The organism is Vibrio sp. OY15 (assembly GCF_000742455.1).
Classification (GTDB): Bacteria; Pseudomonadota; Gammaproteobacteria; order Enterobacterales; family Vibrionaceae; genus Vibrio; species Vibrio alginolyticus.
The window spans coordinates 97444-122816 of record NZ_JPIL01000022.1 but is presented as its reverse complement, the minus strand read 5'-3'; the positions used below and the strand labels follow the sequence as shown (position 1 = coordinate 122816).

The following is a 25373-nucleotide window of genomic DNA, read 5'->3' as shown; positions in this document are numbered from 1 at the left end:
AACCTTATTTAGGACGGCACATAACCCACTAAAAAGCCGATGTATCTACATCGGCTTTTTAATATCACTTGGTAGTCACAAATAACCCAAAGTTAATGGAGAACAACAGTGAAGAGACAAAACGCATAAACTGAAAGGTCACCGCTGTATTCTTTCATGATAAACACATGACACACCGCCGAAACCAAAAGCGCCACTTTAACCAAAGTAAGCTTCTTCTTTACGAACCTTAAATAAATACAAAAAATAGAGATGGTGCAAGCAAAGAAAAAATCGTCACTAGTTCCATCTTCCTTAAAATACAAGGACATGGTTTTAGTTAGGCTTATATTTTTAGCTTCATTATGAGCCACCCACTAATATTTAGCGAGATAAGGGCATAAAAGAGGTAAAAAACAAGACTGAACGAAACAAAAAGTAGTGCATGCACTTTTTCTTCTAAGCTCTCTGGATGAACATTCATATCCACATCAAACACCCCCGCTATAAAGTGTGCAAATACCGTGGAAGAGGCTGTAGAAAGGCCTCCTACCATAATGATAATAATCCCTCGCCTTAAGAAACGATGAAATGTACTTTTCCCGCCTTGGATCAGGTCTGAGTTTACATATTTTAATCTATTTTTCCGCCTATTAATCATCACTAGCATCAGTACCTTTATCATTGTTTCCAAGAGAGTTTTCTACATCTTTAAGATCTTCCTTTAACGCTTTTATAAACGACATTCATCGTCATTGCATTCACTGTAGTTATGCCGTCGACTTACCCTATAAGAAAGCTCTTTAGATACCAATTCGTACTTTATCTATCTCAAATCTCTTCTTGACCTCAACTTAGCTTGAGGTTTTAGCCTTAGTCGCACGATTAAAAATCAACAATGAAAAAAGGAACCATTGTGTCCAAAATTGCGATTATTTATTTCTCTAAAACCGACGTTACTGGTCAGCTTGCTCGCGCGATTGCCACAGGCGTTGAACAACAAGGCATTAAGCAGCAAGATGAATGTGAAATCCTCTCTCACCGAATTGAAGGCAGTGAGATTATTGAGGGACGTTTTGTGAACCCTAAACTAATGGATGAACTTGCTGAGTGTGATGCGATTATCTTTGGCTCACCGACCTATATGGGCGGTGTAGCAGCGCAGTTTAAAGCATTTGCCGATGCAAGCAGTGAATCTTGGTATTACCAAAAATGGGCGGGCAAAATCGCGGCTGGCTTTACCAGTGGTGGAGCAATGAATGGCGACCAATCTTGCACATTACAATATCTACAAACGCTCGCTAACCAACACGGCATGATGTGGATCGGGTTGGATAAGATCAGCAATTCTGGGGAGCAAAACCTGAATCGTTATGGTGTACAAGGTGGTATTGTTGCACAAGGTGGTGAAGGTGGTCAGTTGCATGCCTCTGATGTTGCAACGGCGGAGTATCTTGGCAAACGAATCGCAATGCTAGTGGACAAGCTCTCCGCTCGCTAACAATAAAAAGAAGCCCCGTAAGACACATCTTCGGGGCTTCGTATTTATCGCTTGTTTTGAGCGCTACTTCTTGATGTAGAGATCTTTCGAGTAAATGCGCCCTTCTACGTTGTTTTTTGCAAAGCCACCCACGGTTGGACGAACCAAACGCGCTTGCATGTAATAATAGATTGGCGCAATGGGCATATCTGCCGCCAGCAACCGTTCAGCTTGGTCGTAAAATCCTTGGCGCGCTTTCTCATCGGTTGCAGCCAATGCACTGTTCATCGCATTGTCGTACGCTGCATTGCTGTAACGTGCAAAGTTACCCGAAGAACCTGAGCGAAGTAAGCTCAGGAAAGTAGACGCTTCATTGTAATCACCGCACCAGGAAGCACGCATCACATCGAAATTGCCTTGTTTACGCGCCACTAAGTACGACTTCCACTCTTGGTTTTCTAACTCCACGTTTGCACCGAGATTTTTTTGTAGCATCGACGCTATCGCAACCGCGATCGATTTGTTTGCCTCACTGGTGTTGTACAGCAATTTAAAATCGAGCGGCTTGTCTTTGCTGTAACCCGCTTCTTTTAACAACTGACGCGCTTTCTCGTCACGTTGTTGCTGACTCCACTTACTATACTCAGGGGGCGTCGCATCAAAACCGGCAGTGTACTGATGCGCAAAGGTATACGCAGGAAGGTTGCCCACTTGCGTGACACCATTCGTAATCACATCACGCATGATGGAGTACGACACCGCTTGACGCACTCGCGCATCATCAAATGGCGGACGAGTGGTATTGAACGCGTAGTAATACGTGCACAGTAATGGCACCACCGTGTAAGCCTGCTTGTAATCTTGTTTAAGCTTCTGCGCCATATGAGTCGGCACATCGGACGTGATATCCAACTCTCCTGCCGCATAACGATTGATCGACGCGTTTTGGTTTTCAAACGGAATGTAAGTCACTCTGTTTAGATGCGTATCTGCGCTGTCCCAGTAACTTGGACTCTTAACCAGTTCAATGCGCTCATTCACGACCCACTTATCCAATGTGAATGCACCGTTGCTAACAAATTGGTCTGGATCGCTCCACGGCTTGTCGCGGTTTTCCACTGTCGCTTGATGCACTGGCATCATGGACGTGTGCCCAGTCATAGCAACAAAGTACGGCACTTGACTGTCCAACTCAAAACGTAGGGTGTATTTATCCACTGCCTTGATACCGAGATCGTCCAAAGGCTTTTTGCCCTCTGCTACATCGGCGATGTTTTTGATCTTGGTGAGTTTGAGATACCAAACATTTGGAGAAGCGGTCTTCGGGTCCACCGCTCGGCGCAGTGAATAGACAAAATCATCCGCTGTCACAGGCTCGCCATTCGACCATTTCGCGTCTTTGCGCAAGTGAAAAGTAAAGGTTTGGTTGTCGTTGGTTTCCCATGATTCTGCCACACCGGGAATAATGTTTCCGTCACGATCTTGAATCACAAGCCCTTCAAATAAGTCACGAATCACATGCATTTCTGGCAGACCTTCGGCTTTCGCTGGGTCAAGCGTCGCCGCCTCTGCGTCATTCGCACGTACTAAATGCTGTTCTGCGGCAAGTTGAATGTCTTTAGGTAAGGTCTCCGCAGCAACTGATGTAGCAAGAAAAGGGGTGAATAAAGAGGAAATCAGCAACGCCGTTGAATGTTTTTTAAAATCCATATCGTTTTTCGTTCTCCTAACGCGTCTTGTGAAGCAAGTGCCACAATTAACATTTCAACCGTTGACGAGTTTAAACGGTTCAGTTTAGCTAGGTGTAATTAGCTTAGATATTGATACTACTTCATCAATCAGGAGATTACGGTGAGTCTAATTCCAAGAACGGAAAGAGCGGCATTTTTAATTCGGCCAACATCATACGGTCAATCCGTGCTTGGTGCGCCATTACTGTATTTTCCGGCTCAAGTCGAAAGTGCTTCGCGAGGTTTGATTTTGGCAGGCACTCACGGGGACGAGACGGCCTCGATTGCAGGTTTGTCCTGCGCGCTAAGAAGCTTGCCTGCTGAAAACTTACGACATGATGTGATTCTGTCAATGAATCCTGACGGCAACCAACTAGGCACACGCGCAAATGCAAACCAAGTGGATCTCAATCGCGCGTTTCCAACCCAAAATTGGACTGAGCATGGCACAGTGTATCGATGGAGCTCTCACACACCCGTTCGAGACGTACAGGTGAAAACTGGCACTAAAAACCAACTAGAGCCTGAAGTTAGCGCATTAATTAACTTGATTGAACTGCGCAAGCCAAAGTTTGTGGTGTCGTTTCATGAACCGCTTGCTTTTGTGGATGATCCCAAACATTCCGACCTTGCCAAATGGCTCGGCGAACAGTTCCAACTGCCAATCGTTGACGATATCGACTACGAAACACCCGGCTCATTCGGCACTTGGTGTAGTGAACGTGATTTACCTTGCATCACGTTGGAGTTACCAGCGATTTCTGCCGATCTCACCATTGAAAAACATCTCTCTGCTTTTATTGCTTTGCTGAGGCACGATCCGGATCTCTAGTCCGCTGTTAAACAAGCGATCATGTGAGGATCTGTTTGATGTCGGTACTGATATCGCTGATCAACTGACGGGCACTGTCGTCTCTTTGCTGAACCAAGATGATAAACAGCAAATCGGTGATCACGTTTTGCGCGGTACGCGAAGCAATGGATGAGCTGCGATGTTCCGTTTCATTGGCAATCGTATCAAACGTAATATCGGCAATACCGCGCAAGCGACTTCTTCCAGGCGCAGATAACGCAATCACCTTCGCGCCCTGCTCTTTTGCCGCTTCTGCCGCGACGAGAATTTCTTTGCGCTCACCCGAAAACGAGATAGCGATCTGAACATCTTCTGGAGAGAGCGTGCGGGCAACAGCAATCTGCACGTGGCTGTCTTGTTCAGAAAGCGCCGTAATACCAAGTTTAAGCAGTTTAAAGCTTAAATCCTTCGCGGTCAGTGCAGAGCCCCCAATCCCGACCACTTGCACTCGACGCGCTTCACTCAACCATTTCACCGCTTGGTGACACGCTTCGTAAGACAGCGTATTGGTAGTTTGAAACATAGCGTCGGTTTTCGCTTTCACCAGTTTCTGTGAAATTACCGCAATGGGGTCGTCAGCCAAAATATCACTGTGCAGCGGTGTCGACTGCATCGCATGCTTACGGCCAATCTCTTCATTCAGAGCTAACTTAAACTCGCTGTAACCTTTAAAGCCGATACGCTGAGTAAATTTCACAATGCTCGATTGACTCACTTTTACTTGCGCCGCAAGTTCTTGGCTGGTGAGCAGCGCCGCCTTTTCTGCGTTTTCAACAATCCAATCGCCGACCAAACGACCACTTTGCGAAAGCTGAGTACGCCTCGCGACTATCTTATTGATAACTGACACAACAAAAACCTCAAAAAATTTAAATAAATTATTCCAAAACAGAAATAATAGGCGTTTGATTTAACCCCCTGATTATTCTAACCAAGACAGTTAATCCCGGATGTAATAGACGTATATTTTCTCTCATTATTCCAAATTTCTCCTGCATAAAGAATAACCTCAAGTGTGATTTTTATCACCAAACCTGAATATTTTATTCCATAAAATCGCCCTCAGATTGAACATTACAAAGAGTGCAAAACATGAAAATTGATTTAAGCAGATTGGTGACAGAAAGCGGTAACCCAGCCAGTGCCGAGATCGATACGCTTTCGACAATCGAGATGCTGCAAGTCATTAATGAAGAGGATCAAAAAGTCCCGCTCGCGGTAAAAGCGGTGCTACCACAAATTGCAGAGACAGTTGACGCAATTACCCAAGCTTTTGCAAATGGTGGCCGTTTAATTTACATGGGAGCTGGTACGTCAGGTCGCTTAGGCATTCTTGATGCAAGCGAGTGTCCTCCTACCTACGGCACGCATCCAGATATGGTGATTGGCTTAATTGCTGGTGGACATCAAGCGATTTTAAAAGCGGTAGAAAACGCAGAAGACAACGCGAAAATGGGTCAAGACGACTTAAAAGCACTTCACCTCACCAAGCATGACGTGGTTGTAGGCATTGCAGCGAGTGGCCGTACACCTTATGTACTAGGTGGTTTGGACTACGCTAAATCCATCGGAGCCACGACCGCATCTATCGCCTGTAATCCAGAATGTGCCATGGCAGAAGCGGCCGACATCGCGATTCTGCCGATAGTTGGCGCAGAGGTTGTCACTGGATCTTCTCGCATGAAAGCTGGCACCGCACAAAAACTGGTGCTAAACATGCTCACGACAGGCGCAATGATTCGTAGCGGTAAGGTATTTGGCAACTTAATGGTGGATGTAGAAGCCACTAACGCCAAGCTCATACAACGCCAAACCAACATTGTTGTGGAAGCAACCGACGCATCAAAAGAAGAAGCAGAGCGAGCATTAAATGCCTGCGGTCGCCACTGCAAAACCGCCATCTTAATGATTTTGGCCGATTTGGATGCCGAACAAGCCAAATCACGCCTCGCCGCGCACAACGGCTTTATTCGCGCAGCACTAAATAATAACTAAATAATCCGAGTTCTGAAGGATAGACCCTATGGCAAAAATAACTTCAAACACAGTATCGCAGTTGCTGTCCGCAGTGGGTGGCAGTAGCAACGTAAGCAAATGTGGTAACTGTATGACGCGTTTGCGTTTATCGCTCGCCAACAATGGCTTGGCTGATCAATCAGTTATCAAGCAAATTCCCGGCGTAATGGGTGTGGTGGAAAGCGATGAGCAGTTTCAGATCATTCTCGGTCCCGGAAAAGCTCAACAAGCGGCTGAGATGATGAATCAATTGATCGACAGCTTAACCTCTGGTGACAGTGAAGAAGCAGATATGCCGCAACAAGATCTTTCTGCCGTCGCAGCCGAGCAGAAAAAACAGATGAAGAGTAAGCAAACCAGTGCGGTTCAGCGTTTTTTAAGCAAGTTTGCCACTATCTTTACGCCGTTGATCCCAGGCTTTATTGCCGCTGGTTTGTTGCTAGGTTTTGCGACGTTATTGGAACAGATGTTTGTTCTCGACCAGACACCAAGCCAGTTTATGTTGGATTTGATCGCCTACATGAAAGTCTTTGGTAAGGGTCTTTTTGCTTTCCTAAGTATTCTGATTGGTTGCAACGCGCAGCAAGCATTTGGCGGCTCTGGTGTTAATGGTGCCATTCTCGCCTCTTTGTTTGTGCTGGGTTACAACCCAGAGGCGACATCCGGCATTTACTCTGGCATGAACGAGTTTTTCGGCTTTGCGATTGATCCGCGCGGCAACATTATCGGCGTACTTTTGGCGGCGATCATCGGTGCGCAAGTCGAGCGTAAGGTTCGTCAACACATGCCAGATGATCTGGACATGATCTTAACGTCCGTTATCACTCTGTTGATCATGGGTGCGGTAACCTTCTTGATCATCATGCCAATCGGCGGCGAGCTGTTTAAAGGGATGTCTTGGTTGTTCCTCAACTTGAACGATAACCCATTAGGCGCTGCAATCTTGGCAGGTTTGTTCTTAATTTCTGTGGTATTTGGCATCCACCAGGGTTTTGTTCCAGTGTACTTTGCATTGATGGAAGCACAGGGCTTTAACTCGCTATTCCCTATCCTGGCGATGGCTGGTGGCGGTCAGGTTGGCGCGTCAATGGCGCTGTATTTCAAAGCCAAAAAAGACGCTCTACTGCGCACTCAAGTTAAAGGCGCTATTATTCCTGGCCTTCTAGGCATTGGCGAACCATTGATTTACGGCGTGACATTACCACGCGTAAAACCATTCGTTACCGCTTGTATTGGCGGCGCTGCGGGCGGCTTCTTTATCGGTTTAGTTTCTTACCTTGGCTTACCAGTTGGTCTTAATACGGTGTTTGGCCCGTCCGGTATCGTGGCGATTCCTCTCATGACATCAGAAAATGGCATCTTCCCGGGAATGATGGTGTTTGTTGCTGGCCTGCTTATCTCTTACATCGTCGGCTTCCTCGCGACTTACTTCTTTGGCTGCAAAGACGTCGATTTAAGCTAAATCATTCTTCCCCTATAGGAATGGACTAGCTCGCGTCCTTGGCAAACAAGGGCGCACCCTCTCTCTACTTCACGACAATTTTTCTTATTCCGTTACTCGGAAGGGGCTTTGTCGTACCTAAAACAATAGAAATGAAAGGTCGTTAATCATGAAAAAGCACATTTTGGCTCTACTTCTCCCTACATTGATGGCATCAAACGCAATGGCAGCGCAGCTGTATCAAGCGGAAGATGGGTCAGTTTTAAATATTTACTCTCGTCTTGGTTTCAATGTCACCAGTAAAAATGATGAGCATGGCGATGCAAATGGCGAGTTTGATGGCCGTATTGGTTTAAACGGTTCACAAACCATCAACGAGTACGCGTCGATCATCGGCCAAGCGCAATACCAAGTGGGTGCCGCTGAATACGCAAACCAAGTAAACGACAAACCGTCTCTGACCGCACGTTATGTATGGGCAGGTATTGATGCGAAAGATTATGGTCGCATTACTGGTGGTCGCGTGGCATCTGGGTTGATTATGTTTACCGACATTGGTGATGTGTTCGCCTCTTCCGATGTTTCTATGGCGCGCCAAGCGAATAAAGTCGACAAAACCGCAACGCAAGTTTTCCGTCAAGATGGCACGCTGCAATACCAAAACAGCCTAGGTAATGTCGATTTTTCTGTCGCGTACATTTTAGGAAACAACACTTCTGAGCTCGACTACGGTTACAACGCTGCACTGCGTTATACGCTAGACATGGGGAATTTGGGTACCTTGGCACCAGTGATAGCGATGCAGAAGAATAAAGGTGATGCACGTGAAAGCAACGACACCGATTACACATTCTGGGGCGCAGGTACGCGTTACTACCTAGGTGATTTGATGTTGGGTGCGTTGTACTCGGAAGATGAACTAGAGGGCTATTACTCACAAACCAGTACCGACAAAGTGATGGAACTAACGGCGGTTTACAGTGTAAATGACAAATGGGTACTGCGTGCTGGTTATCGTTCTTTAGAAAACAGTGATGGTGACGAGCTAGAGCTGAAAGATACAACGCTAGAAGTGCAATACAAACTGACGCCTCGTTCTTCTATCTACACAAACTACGTTGATCGTAACGGCTCGCGTGGCTACAGCAATGGACAAGAAGTCTCGTTTGGCGGTGCGCACGCAGACGAAAGCTACTACCACTTAGGTCTACGTTACGAGCTGTAAGCACGATACTTAATGTAAGTTAGCTGAATCCATGAGCTTCTTCTGTGTCCGGTCAGTAGTTATTGCCTTTAATGCTGATTTGAAGAAGCTCACCCTCGCCATATGTTTCTTCGTTACCTGTTTTAACAAACACGCCTGCATCAGGGAAGCTGGTGACAGTGTTTTCGCATTCCTTTGCTTCCACAATTGTTGCTGAGTTTGTTGTCGCTATTCGCCGACAGAATATATGTTCCTAAAGTGATCAATGAACGCTCGCGTTCTTCTTGGTAAGTGCTCACGTTTTGGGTAAAGCAGATAAAGCGGCAAAATCGCATCCGTTTGCCATTCTGGTAGTAAGATCACGAGTTGTTCTTTTTGTACAGGTTCGAGTTTAGCCAGTGCAAATTCATCTAGCATGGCTACACCACAGCCCGCCAAAGTAGCATCCAACATGGACTGGACAAGATTAAAACTCAGCATACTTTCTAACTCAATGCTGCACTGCTGTTGAGTTTGCTTATGCCTAAACGTCCACTTATCTAACACCAAGTCGCGACTTTTATAAAGGATGTGCTCTAAGTCACCAAGCTCCTCTGGCGTACTTACATTTGGTTTATCAGCTAAATACGAGCGATGAGCGATCGGTTTACAGTGTAAAGTGCGTAGCTGATGGCCGACGTATCCCTCTGGGGGAGTATCGGTAAAGTAGAATGCGATATCAAACCCAGCCTCAATCAAGTCGAGAGGTGTCTCTGTGAAGATCACTTCGACGCTCACTTGTGGATGTTGCAATCGAAACTCGATCAATGTTTGGCTGAGTAACGCGGCTCCGAAAGAAGCAGACGCCGCTATTCTCAATTTTCCCGATACGATCTCGTTTGCCATGACTTGCTCATTGATCTGCTCAGCGCCTTCGAGCAGTTGCTTTACCTGCTGATAAAACCGCAAACCATCGTAGGTCAAATTAAACTGGCGCGTAGTTCGCTGAATAAGCTGCACCGACAATATGTCTTCAAGCTGTTTAAGTTGCCGACTTACATGCGCATTCGAACAATTCAGGCGCTTTGCTGCGCCAGCAATACTTCGTTCCTCACACAAAGCTACGTAAAGTGGTACGTAGCTGAGCCATTTTATTTTCATACAGTAATTCTGAATCTCTAAAATCAAACTATTGGAAATAATAGAAAGCCTCTAAACTCTGTACAACCTAAATTTGAAAGGATAAGTTATGAGTGTTTTCGACACGTGGTTAAAAGGTCAAGTCATTAAAGATCACATCACTAATCCCAATATCATCGTTGGCGATTACAGCTATTACTCGGGCTTCTATCATCAAAAAAGCTTCGAAGAGCAAGCAGTACGCTACTTGTTGGGTGACCCCGTCACACTTCAAGAATGGCAAAGTAGAGAACCCGATAGCATCGACAAATTAATCATTGGCAAGTTTTGTTCCATCGCTTCTGGAGCCACCTTTATGATGGCAGGAAACCAAGGTCATCGCATTGACTGGATTTCGACCTTCCCCTTCTCTCCTGAAGAATTTGGAGAAGGCGTACAAGACGGTTTCGAGCGTGCCGGAGACACAGTGGTGGGAAATGATGTTTGGATTGGCAGTGAGGCGATGATCATGCCCGGAGTAAACATCGGCGATGGAGCCGTCATCGGAGCACGCGCCGTAGTGACGAAAGACGTGCAACCTTATTCTGTGGTGGTTGGAAACAACCAAGTCGTACGTCAACGATTCAGCGATAAAGAGATTGAAACTCTACTCAATATCCAATGGTGGAACTGGCCAATAGAACACATTAAACAAGCAATGAAAGTAATGTGTAGCAGCCAAGTGGGTGCGCTTGCGGACTACTATCAAGAGCACATTGTCGATTTGTAGATAAGAAAGCCCACACATCTTGTTGCGACGTGTGGGCTCAGTGAGTAAGAAAGCTTAAACCGCAGCGACGTCCTCTTCTTCCAAGTTCGCCGAGACTTTAATTTCGTATTGATTGAAACGGAACGAACAACCGCCATGAGTGCGCTTTGTCGTTACTTGTTCGTCGCCAAACTGCACCGTCACGCGAGTGAAGACACGCTCTTTGGCTTCGACAATATTTTCTTCTAACGCGACTTCAAAGTCGTGTTCCGTTTGTTCTAGCTTTTGCTTTATCGCTTCAAGCTGCTCGTTGTTTTGTGTTTTCATCACGTCAATCTGAGCTTGTTCTTCGTCGGTACGTTCGGCTTTAGCACGTTTCTTAAATTCGAGCTCTTTACGAATCACATCCATCGTGCCTTCTTGAGCGCGTTTGTATTGTTCTTTAAGCTCTGCTAATCGTTCCTTAAATGCAGAATAGCGTGCGAACGCTTCTACCTTAGTGGCGGTGTCGCCTTCTACGCCCAATTGTAAGCACACCACTTTGCCACCGACTTTTGCATCTCCGCCGCTGAGCGTGCCGTTCCTACCGTTCGCGTCTAGCACCGTCAGATTGCGCCCACAAACAATATCGTTATTCATGCTGTGCACCGCCAACTCAATATCTTCGCCGGCTTGCAAATCACAATATTGGGCGTAGCTGGCACGAATCGAACCTTTGGCTTTGACGTGACAACTCTTTGGCTGGCCATCACTCACGGTGTGGCCAATGATCCCTTTACCAACTTGAATGTCGTCTTGCGCTTGTACTTCAGCCGATTCAATGAAGCCGCCTACAGTAATAGAGCCCGTCGCTTTAACAATCATTCCGGATTCGATGTTGCCACCGATAATCACATTCCCTTTGAATTTCACGTGGCCTGTATTCACGCCAACGCTATTGAGGCAGAGTGCGTTATCAACTTCAATGGTTTTGTCTTTAATCAGAGGCGTACCGGATACCGATGCAATCAATAGGTTTGGGTCTTGCTTGCTTATCTCAGTGCCTTTGCCCGGCTTCATTGGGCTGTCTTTTCCGGCTTGCGGAGGAATCACTCGCCCTTGAACAGTAAAGCCAGGCGTGCCTTTGGTCGCAGGCGTGCGGCGCATCACCTCATCGCCTACGTCAACCGCGATAGTTTCACCGAGGTTACGTAAATCAATTTTGTCGCTAGCAGATTGGCCGTCTTTGGGTTTGAGGATGCGTTTGGTGATGTCTTTAACAAGAGGAGTAAAAAGAGCGTCTTTGCCTTTGATAGGTTGCTTACCAACCGCTACAGGTTGAGAAAAAGTTTCGCCGGGTTTGAGCTGAGTGCTGACAACCAACACTTTCTTCAAAGCCAGTTTGTTGATGCCTTTCGAAACTCGCGCTTGAGCAAGGGCTTGAACAATCTCGGGGCCACGTAAACCTCGGCCTCCGTACGCGCCGACAACGTTCATGCTGGCGAGCATGTCATTATTCGACAATTCGACCTCAACTTGTGCGTTGCGTTTTTCTGCAATGACGATGCCTTCGTAAGCTTCAGCTTTACGTTCTTTGGCGCAGTTAATGAACCTAACGACTTCCCCCTCTACAACAAACATCTTTTCGGCGTTCATTACGACGAGCTGCTCGTTTAATTCATTTTGATTTAGCTCACCACCGAGATCCACTTCACCCGGAAGACGGGCTATCACCTTGGTCTTATCTTCAGATAACTCAAGACACAGCTTCCACATACCCTTACCACTTTGCTTCCCATCAACACTCTCAGTCTAACCAAATCCGTTTTCTGAACAAACCTCGCATTTCTTATTATAGGGCTCACGTCACTAAAGAAAGTAATCCATCAATAACGGTTAAACAGGATATTAAGAGAAAACTCGATTTAGCCTAAAGCTCAATCAAAATACACGCCGAAACAAAAAGGAGCTGGATTTACAGTGTAAAATCAGCTCCCAATAATTTCATTTACAGTGTAAATTTCCCTTTATTGTTTACAGTGTAAATCGCTCCAAATGTGTCTTACTTCGTCCCTTAACTGCTGCTCAACTTGCCTTCTTCCAGGTAAACCAAATTGCTGAGCACATTCAGTCCAACTACGGTTAAGAAAAAGCTTACTGATCATCAAGTCGGAAGCGGAGTTCAAACCTAAGTTAAGTAACCACTGCTGAAGCCACACAGACACAGACTCATAACTGTTACCACCATCAGCATAACATTCAATTAGTAATAACTTAGCGGGATGAAGTGGACTCATTCCCAAAGGTTGCGGCAATAGAGCTCGAAAAATAGGGGCTTCTAATTTTGGATAGACGTCAGCCACATTGTTAGACAACATTTCTTCAAATAGCGCCTGAGATTGGTCGACCCAAACCGTCTGTTGGGAATCACAAGGTTTGACCATCAAGACTGAATAACAACCGCTAGCAGCATCGCGCATTGACCCTAAGCGAATTGTACGGAAGTTCGATTGTCGCCAGAAATAGAGCAACTCTTCCGTCGCACCAAAACTCGTGCATAAGTAGGCAATGTGTTTAGCAGCCATTTGCTCAAGTTGCTGCAGAATTTTTTGACCAATGCCTTTGCCTTGCAATGCTGGATGAACCGCAATTCTCATGACTCGCAGCGTCGATAGATTCGCGACATTCGGAAATCCTAGGTGGTTTGCAATCGTAATTGGGGCTAAGTGTCCTTTAGGACGACGCTTACCAAACTGGATTTCTTCAACCAATTCATCGTCAAGGCCCCCCTCTTCGACCGCTAATATCACCCCCACAACCGCATTATCTTGCTTAGCAAAATAGAGCTGACTGTTGTCGTCTTGCAAAAGGTGAATCAAATCATTCGGCGAGGTCTGATAATGAGCATTCACCAAAAGAGCGAAGCACTCACGCAGCAAACTAGGCTGCGATATCAAATTGTTCTTATCGGCTTTAGAAAGGGAAATTGAGTCGACCTGTTTAAGTTGATGGTGCGTTAACTCCGCATCCAACAAAAACGCGTCATAGAGCCATGATTCAAGCGCATCATTCATGCTCCAGCGGATGGGCTGTGTCATGTGCCATGTTTTCATTCCCGAACGCTGTTTCTGAAGCCAATCAACAAATTTAATCGTAAAGCCCCGGCCACAACCTTCATAACCATGAACAGTCGTAGAAAAAACGAGTCTATGATAATGTTCGGTAATGCTTTTGAGCATAGGAACTGGAATTGCAGCCGCTTCATCGACAAGTAACAAATCACATTCAGGTCTGCTCGATAGAAGTTCGTCAGGAGCAATGAATTGAATGGCTCCCTGCCCTGATTCTAATCTGTCCTTCCTAATACGCTGCGCATTAGGAAGTAGCCGCAAAGCATGTTGGTAAACAGGCTCAACGGCTTTTATAGATGGTGCCGTAATTAAGATTCTAAGTGGCTTCTGCTGTAATAAGCTCGCACACGCAATGCCGAGGGCACTTGTTTTTCCGCGCCCACGATCAGCGGTCAAAATTAATGGTCGCTTTCGATGTCCTGTCACCACCTTTTCAATTAGAGAAATGGCATGTTCTTGTTCCCTGTAGTGGCTTTCTTTTTCTGCTTGCTTGATGTCTGGAGCCGTTGGCGATGGTTTGTCTTGCTCAATAACAACGAGCTTCTCCCATTGTTTGTGCATCCATTGCTGAGAAAAATTCGCAGTTTGTCGCGGCTCAGTAATGACAATAAGAAAACCGCCGCCAACCAATGAGCCAAGCGCAGCGGTAAAACTATTTGCGTCAAAGCCATTTCGAGCATCAAACAATAGAACGTCACACTCTCTGCCTAGCAACATGTGCCCTTGTTTAGACGAAACACTGGATACGTTTTTCAAACCAAAATCACCAACAGAAAACCAACGTTGATGGCGCTGCGTTTTATGGAACTCTGACATCAACGCATTTTGCCAAGAAGCCTCGCCTTGAATGACTACACCAATCCTTTGGAAAGATCGGTGAGCTTGATGTTGAAGTGATGAAAGGAAATCAGATTGTGTCTGCATTTTGTCTATCCAACGTTGAACTGACACAATGGTATCACATCTTTAATTTGACGCTTCTCAGATATAAAAAAACCGCCCGGAGGCGGTTGATTCAATCATCATTTGTTATTGCAGTTTGGTTTGTACAAACGCAAGAATCTCTTCCATTAAGCTGTCGTCAACTTTCTTCAAGTTCAACGCCAGGCTGCTACCTTTTCGGCTATAGCTTGCTCGACCTTTTACTAAGTCGACTTTTTCCGTCTTCTTGCCAGGTTTTGCTGGTGCAAGTTCAGTAATCCAATTTTCGATGCTTTCCGTGACTTCTTTTGTCAGACGAGCAACGCCTTGAGCTGTGCTTCGCTGCCATAAAAACCCTTCGCTAGAGCGACATTTATCTAACAGCTCTTGCTGCTGCTCTGGCGTCAGCGTTGAAAACTGTTTGTGCAGTTTCACGATTGTTGGACGACCGAGATCGCCAACATTCGGATACGCTTGAAGCAGTTCTAACGGTAATGCTGCGGCTTTTAAAGCGCCACTTACCAACGCTTCACTGCACTGGAACATTTTTGCCAATGCTTTCTGATCTTCAGCTTCACCACTATCAAGCTTAGCCTGCATCTCTTTCCCTTTTTCATATAAAGAGAGCGGCTTGTGAGCATTTGCCACATCAGACAAAAACTTAGCATGGTCAGTATTGATGTTGTCAGCAACATAAACCAAAAAATCTTGTTCAGCGAGGATACAAGACATGCGACGACGGCTACCATCTAAAACTTCGATCTTGCCATCTTCAGTTCTACGACCTACAGCTGGATATTGTTGGCCACGCTCTTTGAGTGTGACTAAAACATCAGATAAAGCATGTTCATTTAAGAACGATTGCTCACGAGCGTTATCAACAAATACTGTTGTTTCTGTCGCAACTTTATTTGCAGGAATACGCACAAGTTCAAACTGAACAATATTTTCACCTGCAACTGCTAGTTCAATCGTTTGAGCTTTCTCTTTTGCCGCAGTTTGCGCCTCTTGCGGAGTCACAACACGACGCTTATTCGTTTTGCCAAATAATTTCGCGTTTAATTCAGACGTTTTCAAAGCCATTTACTTATTACCCCTGATTCAATGACGGCCAATTAGAGTGCAGGACACGCTCTAATTCCAGTGCGCTTTTATGAACAGCGTCCTGCGCGGTAGCTAGTGTCTTCTTACCGCCTTCAAAATCGCTTACTGTCAGATCAAATACTGTGCTGTAGGTATCGGCACAGGTTTCAAACGCACGGCTACGAGGAATAGTAGCCATCATAACTTGGTCACCTAGAAGATAGTTCATTTCAGTTAAAACAGAAACTTGCTTCTTATTGTCGTCCTCAAACATGGTTGGCATCAAGCGAACAAACTCAAGACCATTCCAGTCCTCCGGGAACATTTCATATACCGTAGGCAAATGCTGGAAGAAGTTTACTGTTGAAGCCCAGTCCAGACGCTTAGCCGCACAAGGAATTAGCAAGGCATTTGATGCATACATTGCATTCCATACTAATGGGTCAACGTGTGGACCGGTATCAATCATAATGATATCGAAGTCATCAGCAATTTTATCAATCAGTTGCTCTTTCAGCAGACGGACGATATCGAGTGATGGGTCTTCAGATAGCGTTTGCCATGCTTCCGCATTAAACATCGCGTCTTCTGGAAACGCTGAAATCGACTTTAAGTTCGGATATTGCGTTGGCAGCAATACGTTTTTACGTAAAAATTCACTGTCAATTTCCACACCATCAGGCACGTTACCCAACATAATGTCTACCGCAGAATAGATATTATCATGCTCTGCCATGCTGATTTGCGGGTTGAGGAATAAACGTAGCGAGCCTTGTGGGTCTAAGTCGATTAAACAAATACGGTATCGTTTATCCAAATTTAGCGCTAAACATGCCGCTAAATGAACCGCGGTCATTGATTTACCTGTACCGCCCTTTTGGTTCTGCACATTAATAATCCAAGGTTTGTTACCTGAATTCTTTTTACGCTCATGAAATTTAGGCACTTCAGCCGCATCCATGAGCATGTGTGCTTCTTCTAACGTAATTGAATAATGATTCGCGTTGTTTTTGGTAAATTGATGCCCAGCGGCTTCCATTTTACCAATCGCGTCGTCGAGCTTACGGCGAGTTAGACCAGAACGGGTTTCCATCATCGCTTTCGACATTGGTGGGAAGTAGTTATCGCTTCGCTCTTCTAAAACAATTTCAATACGGTCAGCTTGAACCTGCTGAGTCAGCTCCGCTAACTCAAGAAGGTTTTCAATCGTTTTTTCTCTTTTCATGCCAAATTCCGTTGGAAGGATTTATAATTGCAATTGTACAGCAGTAAAGACCAAAAACAACAAAAAGGTGCACGAACATTTTGAATAACCATCACATAAAAAAACACCCAAATCGACGCTTTTATGATTTATGGTCAAAAAGATAACTATTTTTAATCAAATAATCTTCTCATAAGTGGACACCTAAACTTAAAAATAAAAAGTGTTACAGTGTCACTCATTTACAATGTAAATCAATTTTCTACCGGAACGATTATAATCTTAAGCTAAATTACGGATTATGTTAGACCAACCTAATTTAAACGAAAAATAGTAAGTAATATCGGAACAATAAAGAGCTGAACACCTTGATCATGTCTCCGAGCAAAATAGGGCAGTTCCAGCGAAACATCTATGGAAGTATGATCAAGGTATACTTATGATCATGCTTCCGTGTTAATAAACAAATCCGAAAGCATGATCATGGAAAAATTGAGCAGAGTACGGTGTAAACAAGCAAATAAAATAAGATCCATTAATCGGAAATATGATCAAGCCTTAGAATCTGTCGGAAGCATGAGTTTTCTTCTCTGATTTACGGTTGAGTGCAGATAGAATGGGGGATTGAGCAGAAATTGACGGTATAGAAGCCGGAACAATGAAATTGCTCAAGTTGCTATGATAAATCACGCTCTCATGATCATGCTTCCTGTAAATAAGCAGAGACTAGGATTTACTTCTAAATATGAGCGACTTGAATGTATTTTAATCAGATGAGTGATATCTCATCAATATGGGCGCCAGAACGATAGATATATTGGCTCTTGATCATCGATCCGAGTATAAATAACATCACCAATGCACAATATAATCATCGTGAAGATCATTATTAAATACTGCATCTGTGGATAACCTGTAAAAACATCATGATCATCGTTTCAAGACTCTTTTGATCATCTTTTCATAACCTTAATGATCATACTTACGAATAAATATGATCATGCTTTCAGGTTATTGTTGATCATACTTTCAGACTTCTTATGATCATAGTTCCGAAATACATGGAAATAATAGTCTTATAGAACAAAAGCTTAGCGAGAAATTTCAAGCCAGATCATTAGATCATATAATCAATTAAGATCAGATTAATCAAAAAGATCAGTTATTTAAAAAACAATCTTTTTTCTTTATTTATGATCTGTTTTTCTTTATTCTTCGGAACCATAGCACAACTACGGCTAGTGTGATCTGGATCTAAAATGACGGCTGATGAAAAAATTCTGATTAAAGCACCGAGAAGCCACAAAGATGGCCATCTTTTTGAGGTACATGAATCCTCTGCGGATTGGGTAGAGCAGTACCAACATTTCAAAGGGGTGACCAAAAGCATCTTAGAGTTGCTTAATCTGATCTCATTACGAGGCTTCAGCAGCAAGGATGGTTTGGTTTCAACCACAGAGATTGTGGAAGCAACAGATGGGCAACTCACACGTGCAGCTCTGCAACAACGTTTGCGCGCGGCAGTAAATATTGGTTTATTTACTCAAACTCCAGTGCGTTTTGAAGAGGGACTTGCTGGTAAAACGATGCTACATAAATTTGTGAATCCCAATCAGCTTATATCTGTGTTGGGAGCAACAAGTCTTGTTACCGACAAAGTTCGCCAGAACGAGAAACAAAAACGTTCGAAAGCATTGGCTCAGACTCAAGTAAACAAACGTTTGTTGAATGAGCACGGGTTAAACACACCTCCCACGATGAAAGATGAAGCCGATCAATTTGTTGTATCTCCAACAAATTGGGCTGGGATAATTGACCAAGCACTTGCGCCACCAAGAACTCGAAAAAGTTATCAGAAATCCATGGTGTCGATCTCTGGCACTAAAGCCGTTATTGAGACGCGATCATCCAAAAATATCATGACTGTGGATGATCTCATGACCCTGTTCGCTCTCTTCACGTTAACGGTTCAGTATCATGAGCATCACAAAGATCAGTATCAGCTTGATGCTGCTCACGTACCAAACAAAACGCCGCTATACATCACTGATATTTTGTCGCTCAGAGGCAAAAAAGACAGTGGCCCAGCTCGTGATTCCATTCGCGATAGCATTGATCGCATTGAATTCACTGATTTTCAGCTCCATGAACTTACTGGACGTTGGCTAAGTGAAAACATGCCAGAGGGCTTCAAAAGTGATCGTTTTCGTTTTCTTGCTCGAACCATCACGGCCTCTGAAGAGGCACCTGTGGAGGGAAGCGATGGTGAAATTCGTATCAAGCCAAACTTATATATTTTAGTTTGGGAACCTTCGTTTTATGAAGAGCTGTTAACGCGCGATTATTTCTTCTTGTTTCCGCCAGAGATCTTGAAACAACATACTTTAGTGTTTCAACTGTACTCTTTCTTCCGTAGTCGCATGGTTCGTCGTCACGCGGATTGCATGCTACTGAGTGAATTAAACCAGAAACTTGCACGCAACATTGAATGGCGACGTTTCTCCATGGATTTGATCCGAGAACTAAAGCGTTTGTCTGATGGAAAAGGGAATGATGATCTATTCGTCGTTAATTTGTGGGGTTATCACCTGACGATCGAAACCATGATCGAAAATGACAAAGTGATGGACTACCAGATCGACATCAAATGTGATGTAGAAGAGGTCTTACGTTATTCGCGAGCGCGAACGACCAACGCAGGAAAGCGTAACATGGCGCCTACGCTGCCAAATCCACTTCGTAATGAGATGGTAACCCGACAACAGCTTGAGGAGCTCTCAGGTATCATAGACGGCGAATTTGAGCCCATTCAACGCAAAGCACCGTCTCCAAGAGGAAATTTAGGGCGACGCGTGAAGCAAAGAAAACATTTGGTAGAGATCAATGCTGATGAGATCACCATTACTCTATCTAAATATACCTCACCAGAGGCTCTAGAACGCAGTATAACGGCTTTGTCTGCGATGACAGGGCACTCCTATGCCTCAATCAAAGAAGAGTGCTCAGATTACATAGAGAAGCTCGATTGGCTAAGGGTAGGGGATGAGCCGATTCCTTATGAGACATTAAGTAAAACCGTCGAGCTGTTTAACACCCAGAACGATGTTAAGCATCTTACCATCGAGCGCTTGATTGCGGGGTTAGCGGTGCGTCGGAAAGTTTGTCGTCAAATCTTCGATGGTCACATGGATGAAATGGTATTTCGTGCCTTGGATGAAATGGCGATTTAAAAGTGTCGCTTGATGTGTATCAAGCTATAGGTGTGATGTATCGGTTTGAAATGTAACAATGTCTTTCGATGATAAAAAACAGACTTAACTCTTACAAACCACTGACATTAGAAGCCAAGCCTAATACTACTATTTATCCCGAATAGACAACCTTTTGTCCTTTCTGATGATTAATAGATTGGCTCATATTGTTACATTCATTCTGAATAGACTTCGCGAGTTTCTCCTCAGGAAACTCGCTTTTTTTTACCTAAAATTCCGCTAATTAAGCCTTGATCATTTTTCCGGACTAATGAGGCAAACCTTGATCATGCTTCTTAGGTTCATTCCAATGTAATGAACGCATCAACGCAACATGTGATTCGATTAAGCTATGGGCTTGTTCCTGCCACTTGTTTTGATCACACTGCTGATTACAAAACTCTAACGCCACAACGGTGAGATGCTGAAGTCGTCTCAAACACCAATCTTTGATCAGAATATCAGTCGAGACTTGGCATGCTGCTTGTTCAAGCTTTGCACTCGTATAAAGCAAAGTTTGATATGCTTTCTGAGGGTCTTGGTACCTTGCATGTTGAAACACGCGTAAACATCCATCCAACCAGCAAGCAATCGCTTTACTTTGAAGATCACTCAATTCGGGTCCAAACACGTCATCAGGCACCTGATATAAGATCGTTTCCAATTTTTCTACTTGATCATGTTTCCGCTGTTCGTACCACATGGCGATTTGATCTTGCCAAGTACTCAAATCCATTACGCTGCCTCAGTCCATTGTTTTACATAGTGATTTGGTCCTATTTGATCAAATTCGTCGACAATTATGCTGCTACGTTGACGAATTTCATCGGCATCTATCGAATAGTTTGGTTCATTTTTCACTAAGTTACCAAAAGGTAAGTCAGGATCAGGAACGGCAGAAATCAACAGCTTAGTATAAGGATGCTGCGGATTCTTAAGTATTGAATGAGTGTCGCCCCATTCAACGATTTGCCCTTTGTACATTACTGCGGTTTCTTCCGCGATGTAGTGCGCAGTCGCCAGATCATGAGTGATGTATAAAAAACCAATTCCCAGTTCTTGCTTCATTCGTTGCATTAAATTCAACACTCCCAAGCGAATAGAAACATCCAGCATAGACGTAGGCTCATCCGCAAGAATGATTTGCGAACCTACCGCTAAAGCCCTTGCTAAGTTTACTCGCTGACGTTGCCCACCACTGAGTTCGTGAGGGAACTTATTCAGTGTCTCTTCAGGTAGTTCCACCAGCTTTAGGAGCTTTTCCAAGCGGGCTGGGATGTCGCGCTCGTTTTTGACTTGTTTATGAATTTTTAAAGGACGTGTTAGGTGATGGCGAATGGTATGAGTTGGATTGAGAGAGCCAAACGGATCTTGAAACACCATTTGTACTTTACTGCGATATTCTTGTAGAGCCGATCGTGACGTGATCTCATTTATGTCAGTGCCATTGAAAAGGATCTCGCCTTGCGTTGCTGGATAGACTTTGGTTATTAAGCGAGCGCAAGTACTCTTACCGCAGCCTGATTCTCCAACCAAAGCCAAGGTTTTTCCTGCGTACAGATCAAAAGTCACTCCTTGAAGCGCACGAAAGGTTTCCTCTTTCGCTAAACCACCGCCTACTTTGAATTCTTTAATCACATTTTTCATTTGGATGATAGGCTGGCTCATGGTTACGCTCCTTGTAACTCTGGTTGTTTGTGGACGTCATGGATGTTTGGGAAAGAAGCCCAAAGCTTTTGCGTGTAGGGGTGTTGAGGATGATTGCGTATATCGTATGCTCGATTGACTTCGACGATTTCTCCGTGACGCATGATTGCAATTCGATCACATAGTTGGCTCATGAGTGCCAGGTCATGAGTGATAAAGAGGACTGAAAAACCGAACTCATCTCTAAGCTGATAAATTTGCTGTAAAATTTCTCTCTGTACCACTACATCTAATGCTGTTGTGGGTTCATCCATAATGATCAGTTTTGGATTTAGAGACAAAGCAATGGCTATCACCAACCGCTGACGCATTCCTCCTGAAAATTGATGAGGATATTCTGCTAAGCGTTCTCGAGGAATATTGACCAAGTCCAACAACTTTTCTGCTCTATCTTTTGCTTGAGCGTTAGTGAGGCCTTGATGGTGTCGTAACACATCTGCAAATTGCTCTTGTATCGTTAAGACAGGGTTGAGTGAGTTCATCGCGCTCTGGAACACCATGGCGATTTCACTCCACCTTAGAGCGGTCAGTTCAGAGTCTGAGATACTAAGGATATCTTTGCCATCAAACCATATTTTACCGCCAGAAATGAACGCTGGCGGCTTATGAAGACGATTTATTGAGAATGCGATTGTGCTTTTACCACATCCAGATTCACCGGCAAGACCAAATACTTCGCCTTTGCCGATATCAAAGCTGACGGACTTTACCGCATTAAAATCACCATTATCAGTGATGTAATCGACGCACAAATCTCGGATCTGGATGACCGGGTCATTGTGGTATGCATGACTTAAGTTAATACCATCCATATAAACACCTTACCAATCTAAAAGATAATTATTATCATTATCAGGTGTGGCGGTTTTTAGAAAGTATCAAACTATGAATCAGTGAAGTGACTCGAAAGTTAGGTGAAACAGGAAGTGGTGTAATGCGTCGTTGATAAAACTAAAGAAGAGCAGAATTGAGAGCTAGATCAGCACACTTTTCGTAGGGGGAATTACTCAAATTTAATCGTAAATTTGTCCCTTGGCAAAACTTAAATGATGAATCTATTAAGGAGTTAGCGAAAGGGCGGGAGGGGTCACATTTCCCTACAGTTTTTCTTACCACCTTGTTCCGGTTTTGCTATAGATTACGCATCGAAAACATGGTGTGTTCGGAGGAAATATGTCCATTAATTCTATCGACCATGACGAGATGACCAACATCGCTCACAAATGGGAATTACCTGATGAGGAAACCGTTGTGAAGCCAGAGAAAACAGTGAAATCAGCAGAAGCCAGAAGACGCATTGAAGCGTTACGTGAGATCCGTGAAAGTGGGTTGACCATTGAAGAAGCAAGGGAGCTTGGCTTGATACACTGATCGCCTCAGGTTGGTTTAGCAACCCATAGGGTAGTCGACGGACTGCCCTTTTTATTTTTTCACTCTATTACTCTCTTATTCAAACCCTCCATTTATCTGTCTTGCGCCTCAAAAGCACGAGTTTCACACTCCCGTCCCGAAGAAGTTTCACACTCCCGTCCCGAAGAAGTTTGACAATCTGACCTTGTGTTACTAGATATATCAGTAGCGATATGCTTTTTGTTGATTATCGCAACCACAAAGCAAGGAGCGCAAGTATGGTTGATCAAATCCTTTTTTATGAGCCCGATGAGCCCCACGGTTTTCTCTCAAATTTTTGCCATGCCCCAGTCAATATCTCCTCCCAAACTTGGCCCACCAGCGAACATTATTACCAAGCCCAAAAGTTTCTCGATGCTCAGTTGCAAAGTAAAATTCAGCACGCAAGCACCCCTGATGAAGCGTTTGCTTTAAGCCGTAAATACGAACACTTTGTCAGAAGCGATTGGGACGATATAAAGTTGGCTGTTATGGCTTTCATCGTTAGGGAAAAGTTTCTACAAAATCCACCATTAGCGCAGCAATTAATGAGAACGGGTAACGCTTGCCTAACAGAGCATTCTCATAAAGATGCCTTTTGGGGAGACGGGGGAGATGGTAAAGGAGAAAATCATCTAGGAGAGATTCTGATGAATGTGCGGGCAGAGCTGAGACATGTTGAGCCTTACAATCTCGTGAAGTTTATCGATAAAGCCAAACTGCCCACCCAGTGGGGCACATTTATGATGTACGGCTTTATTGAAGCCGCGACAAATAAAGAGCATCTTGCTCTGGTCTATGGCGAGCCAACAAAAAGTGCAGCACCACTTATTCGGTTGCATTCGGAGTGTCTTACCGGAGATGCTCTATTTAGCACGCGTTGTGACTGTGGTTTTCAGCTTAATAGAGCGCTACAAAACATCGTCAAAGAGGGATGTGGTGTGCTGCTTTATTTACGTCAAGAAGGGCGTGGAATCGGCTTGATTAATAAAATTCGTGCCTATCACTTACAAGATGATGGCGCAGATACCGTGGAAGCAAATGAGCGTTTAGGTTTTGCCGCTGATATGCGTGATTACGCGTTCTGTAAAGGAATGCTAGAGCATTTGGGGATTGACGCTGTGCGTCTAATGACGAATAACCCACGCAAGCTCGCCGCCTTAAAAGCGGTTGATATTAACGTCATTGAACGAGTGCCATTACAAGAAGGGAATAACCCAAGTAATCAACATTACCTGAAAACCAAGGCGAGTAAATTGGGGCACATGTTTGATCCTAAGTTTGTTAACCACATTAAGTAAGTGCTACAGATTTCCCAGAAACAAAAACGCCAACGTATCATCGTTGGCGTTTTTGTTAATGAGTTGATTCATTGATACTTTTGAATGATTTCATCAATTTCCCCTGAGGCTTTTAATTCAACGAGTCGTGTATTGATGTAATTTTGAGTTTCTGGTTGCATTTGAGGTGAAAAAGCTAGGTAGATTGAGTAGTCAGGAATAACCGAGCTGAAAGGCTGTATCTGAAAATTCTCTAACTGCAAATTGAGTCGCTTTAAGTTGTAAAGGACTCGGGATTCCATCTCGACAAAAGCTGTATCTCCAGGGGTTCGGCTTATCACTCGGTATGCGGCGTTGTAGTCTTTCACGCGCATTTCATTGACACTGCCATTTTCAAAGAACGGTGTTAAATTTGGATAATCAAACCCCAGCAGTAATACAATAGAACGACCATGCATGGTATCCATATTTTTGAATTCTAAAGGCTTCTCGCTACTCGACACCAGTACATGTTTTACAGTGTAAATGGGCTCCTCAGATAAATTTTCCGATTGCACCTTGCCCCAGTTCGGGCTGCCATAAGTTAACCAGTTTGGCTCAGCGCCTTCTTCCAATATGGAAATCATACGTTTAAATGGATAAGTATGATAATTCACTTGGTAATCCGACTCCGCGAAGATAGCGCTGACGATATCGGTCACAATTCCGGAGTGCATTTGTCCCTGTTGTTCAATTTGAAATGGTCGAGCTTGTTCAGCAATGACGTAATAGTTCACTTGATTTGCGGTCACATGAGAACTTACAACAATTAAGCTAAAAGCCAATCTAAGTAGAAGTCTTTTCATCGTATCCTCGATT

Annotated in this window: 22 protein-coding genes; 9 read left to right on the top strand and 13 right to left on the bottom strand. The window is 44.3% G+C overall.

Annotated elements, in window-relative coordinates; genetic code table 11:
- Positions 1 to 325: 325 nt before the first annotated feature.
- Entirely contained in the window at positions 326 to 664 is a 339-nt protein-coding gene (locus IJ23_RS20800; RefSeq protein ID WP_033907254.1) for a hypothetical protein, read from the bottom strand.
- A 231-nt stretch (positions 665 to 895) separates the two neighbouring features.
- On the opposite strand from IJ23_RS20800, the gene IJ23_RS20795 reads away from it, so the two are divergent.
- Complete coding sequence (locus IJ23_RS20795) at positions 896 to 1480, top strand: flavodoxin family protein (protein ID WP_033907253.1); 585 nt, start codon at positions 896 to 898, stop codon at positions 1478 to 1480.
- Positions 1481 to 1543: 63 nt separating this feature from the next.
- On the opposite strand, the gene IJ23_RS20790 is transcribed toward IJ23_RS20795, so the two are convergent.
- Entirely contained in the window at positions 1544 to 3169 is a 1626-nt protein-coding gene (locus IJ23_RS20790) for an ABC transporter substrate-binding protein (RefSeq protein WP_005383575.1), read from the bottom strand.
- Positions 3170 to 3310: 141 nt separating this feature from the next.
- On the opposite strand from IJ23_RS20790, the gene mpaA reads away from it, so the two are divergent.
- Positions 3311 to 4021 (top strand): murein tripeptide amidase MpaA, encoded by a 711-nt coding sequence (gene mpaA / locus IJ23_RS20785; RefSeq protein WP_033907251.1) that lies wholly within the window; start codon positions 3311 to 3313, stop codon positions 4019 to 4021.
- Between the two features lie 19 nt (positions 4022 to 4040).
- Here mpaA and IJ23_RS20780 read toward each other — a convergent pair whose 3' ends face one another.
- Entirely contained in the window at positions 4041 to 4892 is an 852-nt protein-coding gene (locus IJ23_RS20780) for a MurR/RpiR family transcriptional regulator (protein ID WP_033907250.1), read from the bottom strand.
- Positions 4893 to 5134: 242 nt separating this feature from the next.
- Between IJ23_RS20780 and murQ the strand changes: the two genes are divergently transcribed.
- The 3 genes from murQ (at position 5135) to IJ23_RS20765 (ending at position 8724) form a co-directional block, all read left to right on the top strand.
- On the top strand, positions 5135 to 6037 hold the full coding sequence (murQ, locus tag IJ23_RS20775) for an N-acetylmuramic acid 6-phosphate etherase (RefSeq protein ID WP_033907249.1): 903 nt from the start codon (positions 5135 to 5137) through the stop codon (positions 6035 to 6037).
- 28 nt (positions 6038 to 6065) lie between these two features.
- Entirely contained in the window at positions 6066 to 7520 is a 1455-nt protein-coding gene (murP, locus tag IJ23_RS20770) for a PTS N-acetylmuramic acid transporter subunit IIBC (RefSeq protein WP_033907248.1), read from the top strand.
- 148 nt (positions 7521 to 7668) lie between these two features.
- Entirely contained in the window at positions 7669 to 8724 is a 1056-nt protein-coding gene (locus IJ23_RS20765) for a porin (protein WP_033907247.1), read from the top strand.
- 52 nt (positions 8725 to 8776) lie between these two features.
- Here IJ23_RS20765 and IJ23_RS25720 read toward each other — a convergent pair whose 3' ends face one another.
- The gene (locus IJ23_RS25720; RefSeq protein ID WP_258473874.1) at positions 8777 to 8908 is read right to left on the bottom strand and encodes a hypothetical protein; all 132 of its coding nucleotides are present in this window, start codon (positions 8906 to 8908) and stop codon (positions 8777 to 8779) included.
- A gap of 23 nt (positions 8909 to 8931) precedes the next feature.
- The gene (locus IJ23_RS20760) at positions 8932 to 9843 is read right to left on the bottom strand and encodes a LysR family transcriptional regulator (RefSeq protein ID WP_033907246.1); all 912 of its coding nucleotides are present in this window, start codon (positions 9841 to 9843) and stop codon (positions 8932 to 8934) included.
- An 88-nt stretch (positions 9844 to 9931) separates the two neighbouring features.
- Here IJ23_RS20760 and catC point away from each other — a divergent pair, with 88 nt between their 5' ends.
- Positions 9932 to 10591, top strand: a complete 660-nt coding sequence (gene catC / locus IJ23_RS20755; protein ID WP_021821184.1) for a type C chloramphenicol O-acetyltransferase — start codon at positions 9932 to 9934, stop codon at positions 10589 to 10591.
- A 54-nt stretch (positions 10592 to 10645) separates the two neighbouring features.
- Here catC and IJ23_RS20750 read toward each other — a convergent pair whose 3' ends face one another.
- The 4 genes from IJ23_RS20750 to IJ23_RS20735 form a co-directional block, all read right to left on the bottom strand.
- Entirely contained in the window at positions 10646 to 12325 is a 1680-nt protein-coding gene (locus IJ23_RS20750) for a DUF342 domain-containing protein (RefSeq protein WP_033907245.1), read from the bottom strand.
- 251 nt (positions 12326 to 12576) lie between these two features.
- Complete coding sequence (locus IJ23_RS20745) at positions 12577 to 14604, bottom strand: tRNA(Met) cytidine acetyltransferase TmcA (protein WP_033907244.1); 2028 nt, start codon at positions 14602 to 14604, stop codon at positions 12577 to 12579.
- A 105-nt stretch (positions 14605 to 14709) separates the two neighbouring features.
- Positions 14710 to 15684, bottom strand: a complete 975-nt coding sequence (locus IJ23_RS20740; RefSeq protein ID WP_005374504.1) for a ParB/RepB/Spo0J family partition protein — start codon at positions 15682 to 15684, stop codon at positions 14710 to 14712.
- Between the two features lie 7 nt (positions 15685 to 15691).
- On the bottom strand, positions 15692 to 16909 hold the full coding sequence (locus IJ23_RS20735) for an AAA family ATPase (RefSeq protein WP_005374503.1): 1218 nt from the start codon (positions 16907 to 16909) through the stop codon (positions 15692 to 15694).
- Positions 16910 to 18147: 1238 nt separating this feature from the next.
- Here IJ23_RS20735 and IJ23_RS20730 point away from each other — a divergent pair.
- Positions 18148 to 20118 carry a replication initiator protein RctB domain-containing protein gene (locus IJ23_RS20730; protein ID WP_033907243.1) on the top strand — a complete coding sequence of 657 codons (1971 nt, stop codon included), beginning with the start codon at positions 18148 to 18150 and terminating at the stop codon, positions 20116 to 20118.
- Between the two features lie 289 nt (positions 20119 to 20407).
- Here IJ23_RS20730 and IJ23_RS20725 read toward each other — a convergent pair whose 3' ends face one another.
- Genes IJ23_RS20725 through IJ23_RS20715 form a run of 3 tightly spaced genes read right to left on the bottom strand, consistent with a single transcriptional unit; the run spans position 20408 to position 22658 of the window.
- Complete coding sequence (locus IJ23_RS20725; RefSeq protein WP_005374501.1) at positions 20408 to 20875, bottom strand: hypothetical protein; 468 nt, start codon at positions 20873 to 20875, stop codon at positions 20408 to 20410.
- Positions 20875 to 21807 (bottom strand): ATP-binding cassette domain-containing protein, encoded by a 933-nt coding sequence (locus IJ23_RS20720; protein ID WP_033907242.1) that lies wholly within the window; start codon positions 21805 to 21807, stop codon positions 20875 to 20877. The genes IJ23_RS20725 and IJ23_RS20720 overlap by 1 nt, the downstream gene beginning before the upstream one ends.
- Positions 21808 to 21809: 2 nt before the next feature.
- On the bottom strand, positions 21810 to 22658 hold the full coding sequence (locus IJ23_RS20715) for an ABC transporter ATP-binding protein (protein ID WP_005374497.1): 849 nt from the start codon (positions 22656 to 22658) through the stop codon (positions 21810 to 21812).
- Positions 22659 to 23019: 361 nt separating this feature from the next.
- On the opposite strand from IJ23_RS20715, the gene IJ23_RS20710 reads away from it, so the two are divergent.
- Positions 23020 to 23217: a PA3496 family putative envelope integrity protein gene (locus IJ23_RS20710; RefSeq protein WP_005374493.1), complete on the top strand. Its 198-nt coding sequence runs from the start codon at positions 23020 to 23022 to the stop codon at positions 23215 to 23217.
- A 257-nt stretch (positions 23218 to 23474) separates the two neighbouring features.
- Complete coding sequence (ribA, locus tag IJ23_RS24440) at positions 23475 to 24536, top strand: GTP cyclohydrolase II (protein WP_081107475.1); 1062 nt, start codon at positions 23475 to 23477, stop codon at positions 24534 to 24536.
- A 68-nt stretch (positions 24537 to 24604) separates the two neighbouring features.
- On the opposite strand, the gene IJ23_RS20695 is transcribed toward ribA, so the two are convergent.
- Positions 24605 to 25360 carry a substrate-binding periplasmic protein gene (locus IJ23_RS20695; protein ID WP_033907241.1) on the bottom strand — a complete coding sequence of 252 codons (756 nt, stop codon included), beginning with the start codon at positions 25358 to 25360 and terminating at the stop codon, positions 24605 to 24607.
- Between the last annotated feature and the right edge of the window lie 13 nt (positions 25361 to 25373).

Bases quoted from the DNA above. Each gene is read 5' to 3' on its own strand.
- IJ23_RS20800 (WP_033907254.1), bottom strand. From the start codon at position 664: ATGATAAAGGTACTGATGCTAGTGATGATTAATAGGCGGAAAAATAGA.
- IJ23_RS20790 (WP_005383575.1), bottom strand. From the start codon at position 3,169: ATGGATTTTAAAAAACATTCAACGGCGTTGCTGATTTCCTCTTTATTC.
- murQ (WP_033907249.1), top strand. From the start codon at position 5,135: ATGAAAATTGATTTAAGCAGATTGGTGACAGAAAGCGGTAACCCAGCC.
- murP (WP_033907248.1), top strand. From the start codon at position 6,066: ATGGCAAAAATAACTTCAAACACAGTATCGCAGTTGCTGTCCGCAGTG.
- IJ23_RS20765 (WP_033907247.1), top strand. From the start codon at position 7,669: ATGAAAAAGCACATTTTGGCTCTACTTCTCCCTACATTGATGGCATCA.
- IJ23_RS20760 (WP_033907246.1), bottom strand. From the start codon at position 9,843: ATGAAAATAAAATGGCTCAGCTACGTACCACTTTACGTAGCTTTGTGT.
- catC (WP_021821184.1), top strand. From the start codon at position 9,932: ATGAGTGTTTTCGACACGTGGTTAAAAGGTCAAGTCATTAAAGATCAC.
- IJ23_RS20750 (WP_033907245.1), bottom strand. From the start codon at position 12,325: ATGTGGAAGCTGTGTCTTGAGTTATCTGAAGATAAGACCAAGGTGATA.
- IJ23_RS20745 (WP_033907244.1), bottom strand. From the start codon at position 14,604: ATGCAGACACAATCTGATTTCCTTTCATCACTTCAACATCAAGCTCAC.
- IJ23_RS20740 (WP_005374504.1), bottom strand. From the start codon at position 15,684: ATGGCTTTGAAAACGTCTGAATTAAACGCGAAATTATTTGGCAAAACG.
- IJ23_RS20735 (WP_005374503.1), bottom strand. From the start codon at position 16,909: ATGAAAAGAGAAAAAACGATTGAAAACCTTCTTGAGTTAGCGGAGCTG.
- IJ23_RS20730 (WP_033907243.1), top strand. From the start codon at position 18,148: ATGACGGCTGATGAAAAAATTCTGATTAAAGCACCGAGAAGCCACAAA.
- IJ23_RS20725 (WP_005374501.1), bottom strand. From the start codon at position 20,875: ATGGATTTGAGTACTTGGCAAGATCAAATCGCCATGTGGTACGAACAG.
- IJ23_RS20720 (WP_033907242.1), bottom strand. From the start codon at position 21,807: ATGAGCCAGCCTATCATCCAAATGAAAAATGTGATTAAAGAATTCAAA.
- IJ23_RS20715 (WP_005374497.1), bottom strand. From the start codon at position 22,658: ATGGATGGTATTAACTTAAGTCATGCATACCACAATGACCCGGTCATC.
- IJ23_RS20710 (WP_005374493.1), top strand. From the start codon at position 23,020: ATGTCCATTAATTCTATCGACCATGACGAGATGACCAACATCGCTCAC.
- ribA (WP_081107475.1), top strand. From the start codon at position 23,475: ATGGTTGATCAAATCCTTTTTTATGAGCCCGATGAGCCCCACGGTTTT.
- IJ23_RS20695 (WP_033907241.1), bottom strand. From the start codon at position 25,360: ATGAAAAGACTTCTACTTAGATTGGCTTTTAGCTTAATTGTTGTAAGT.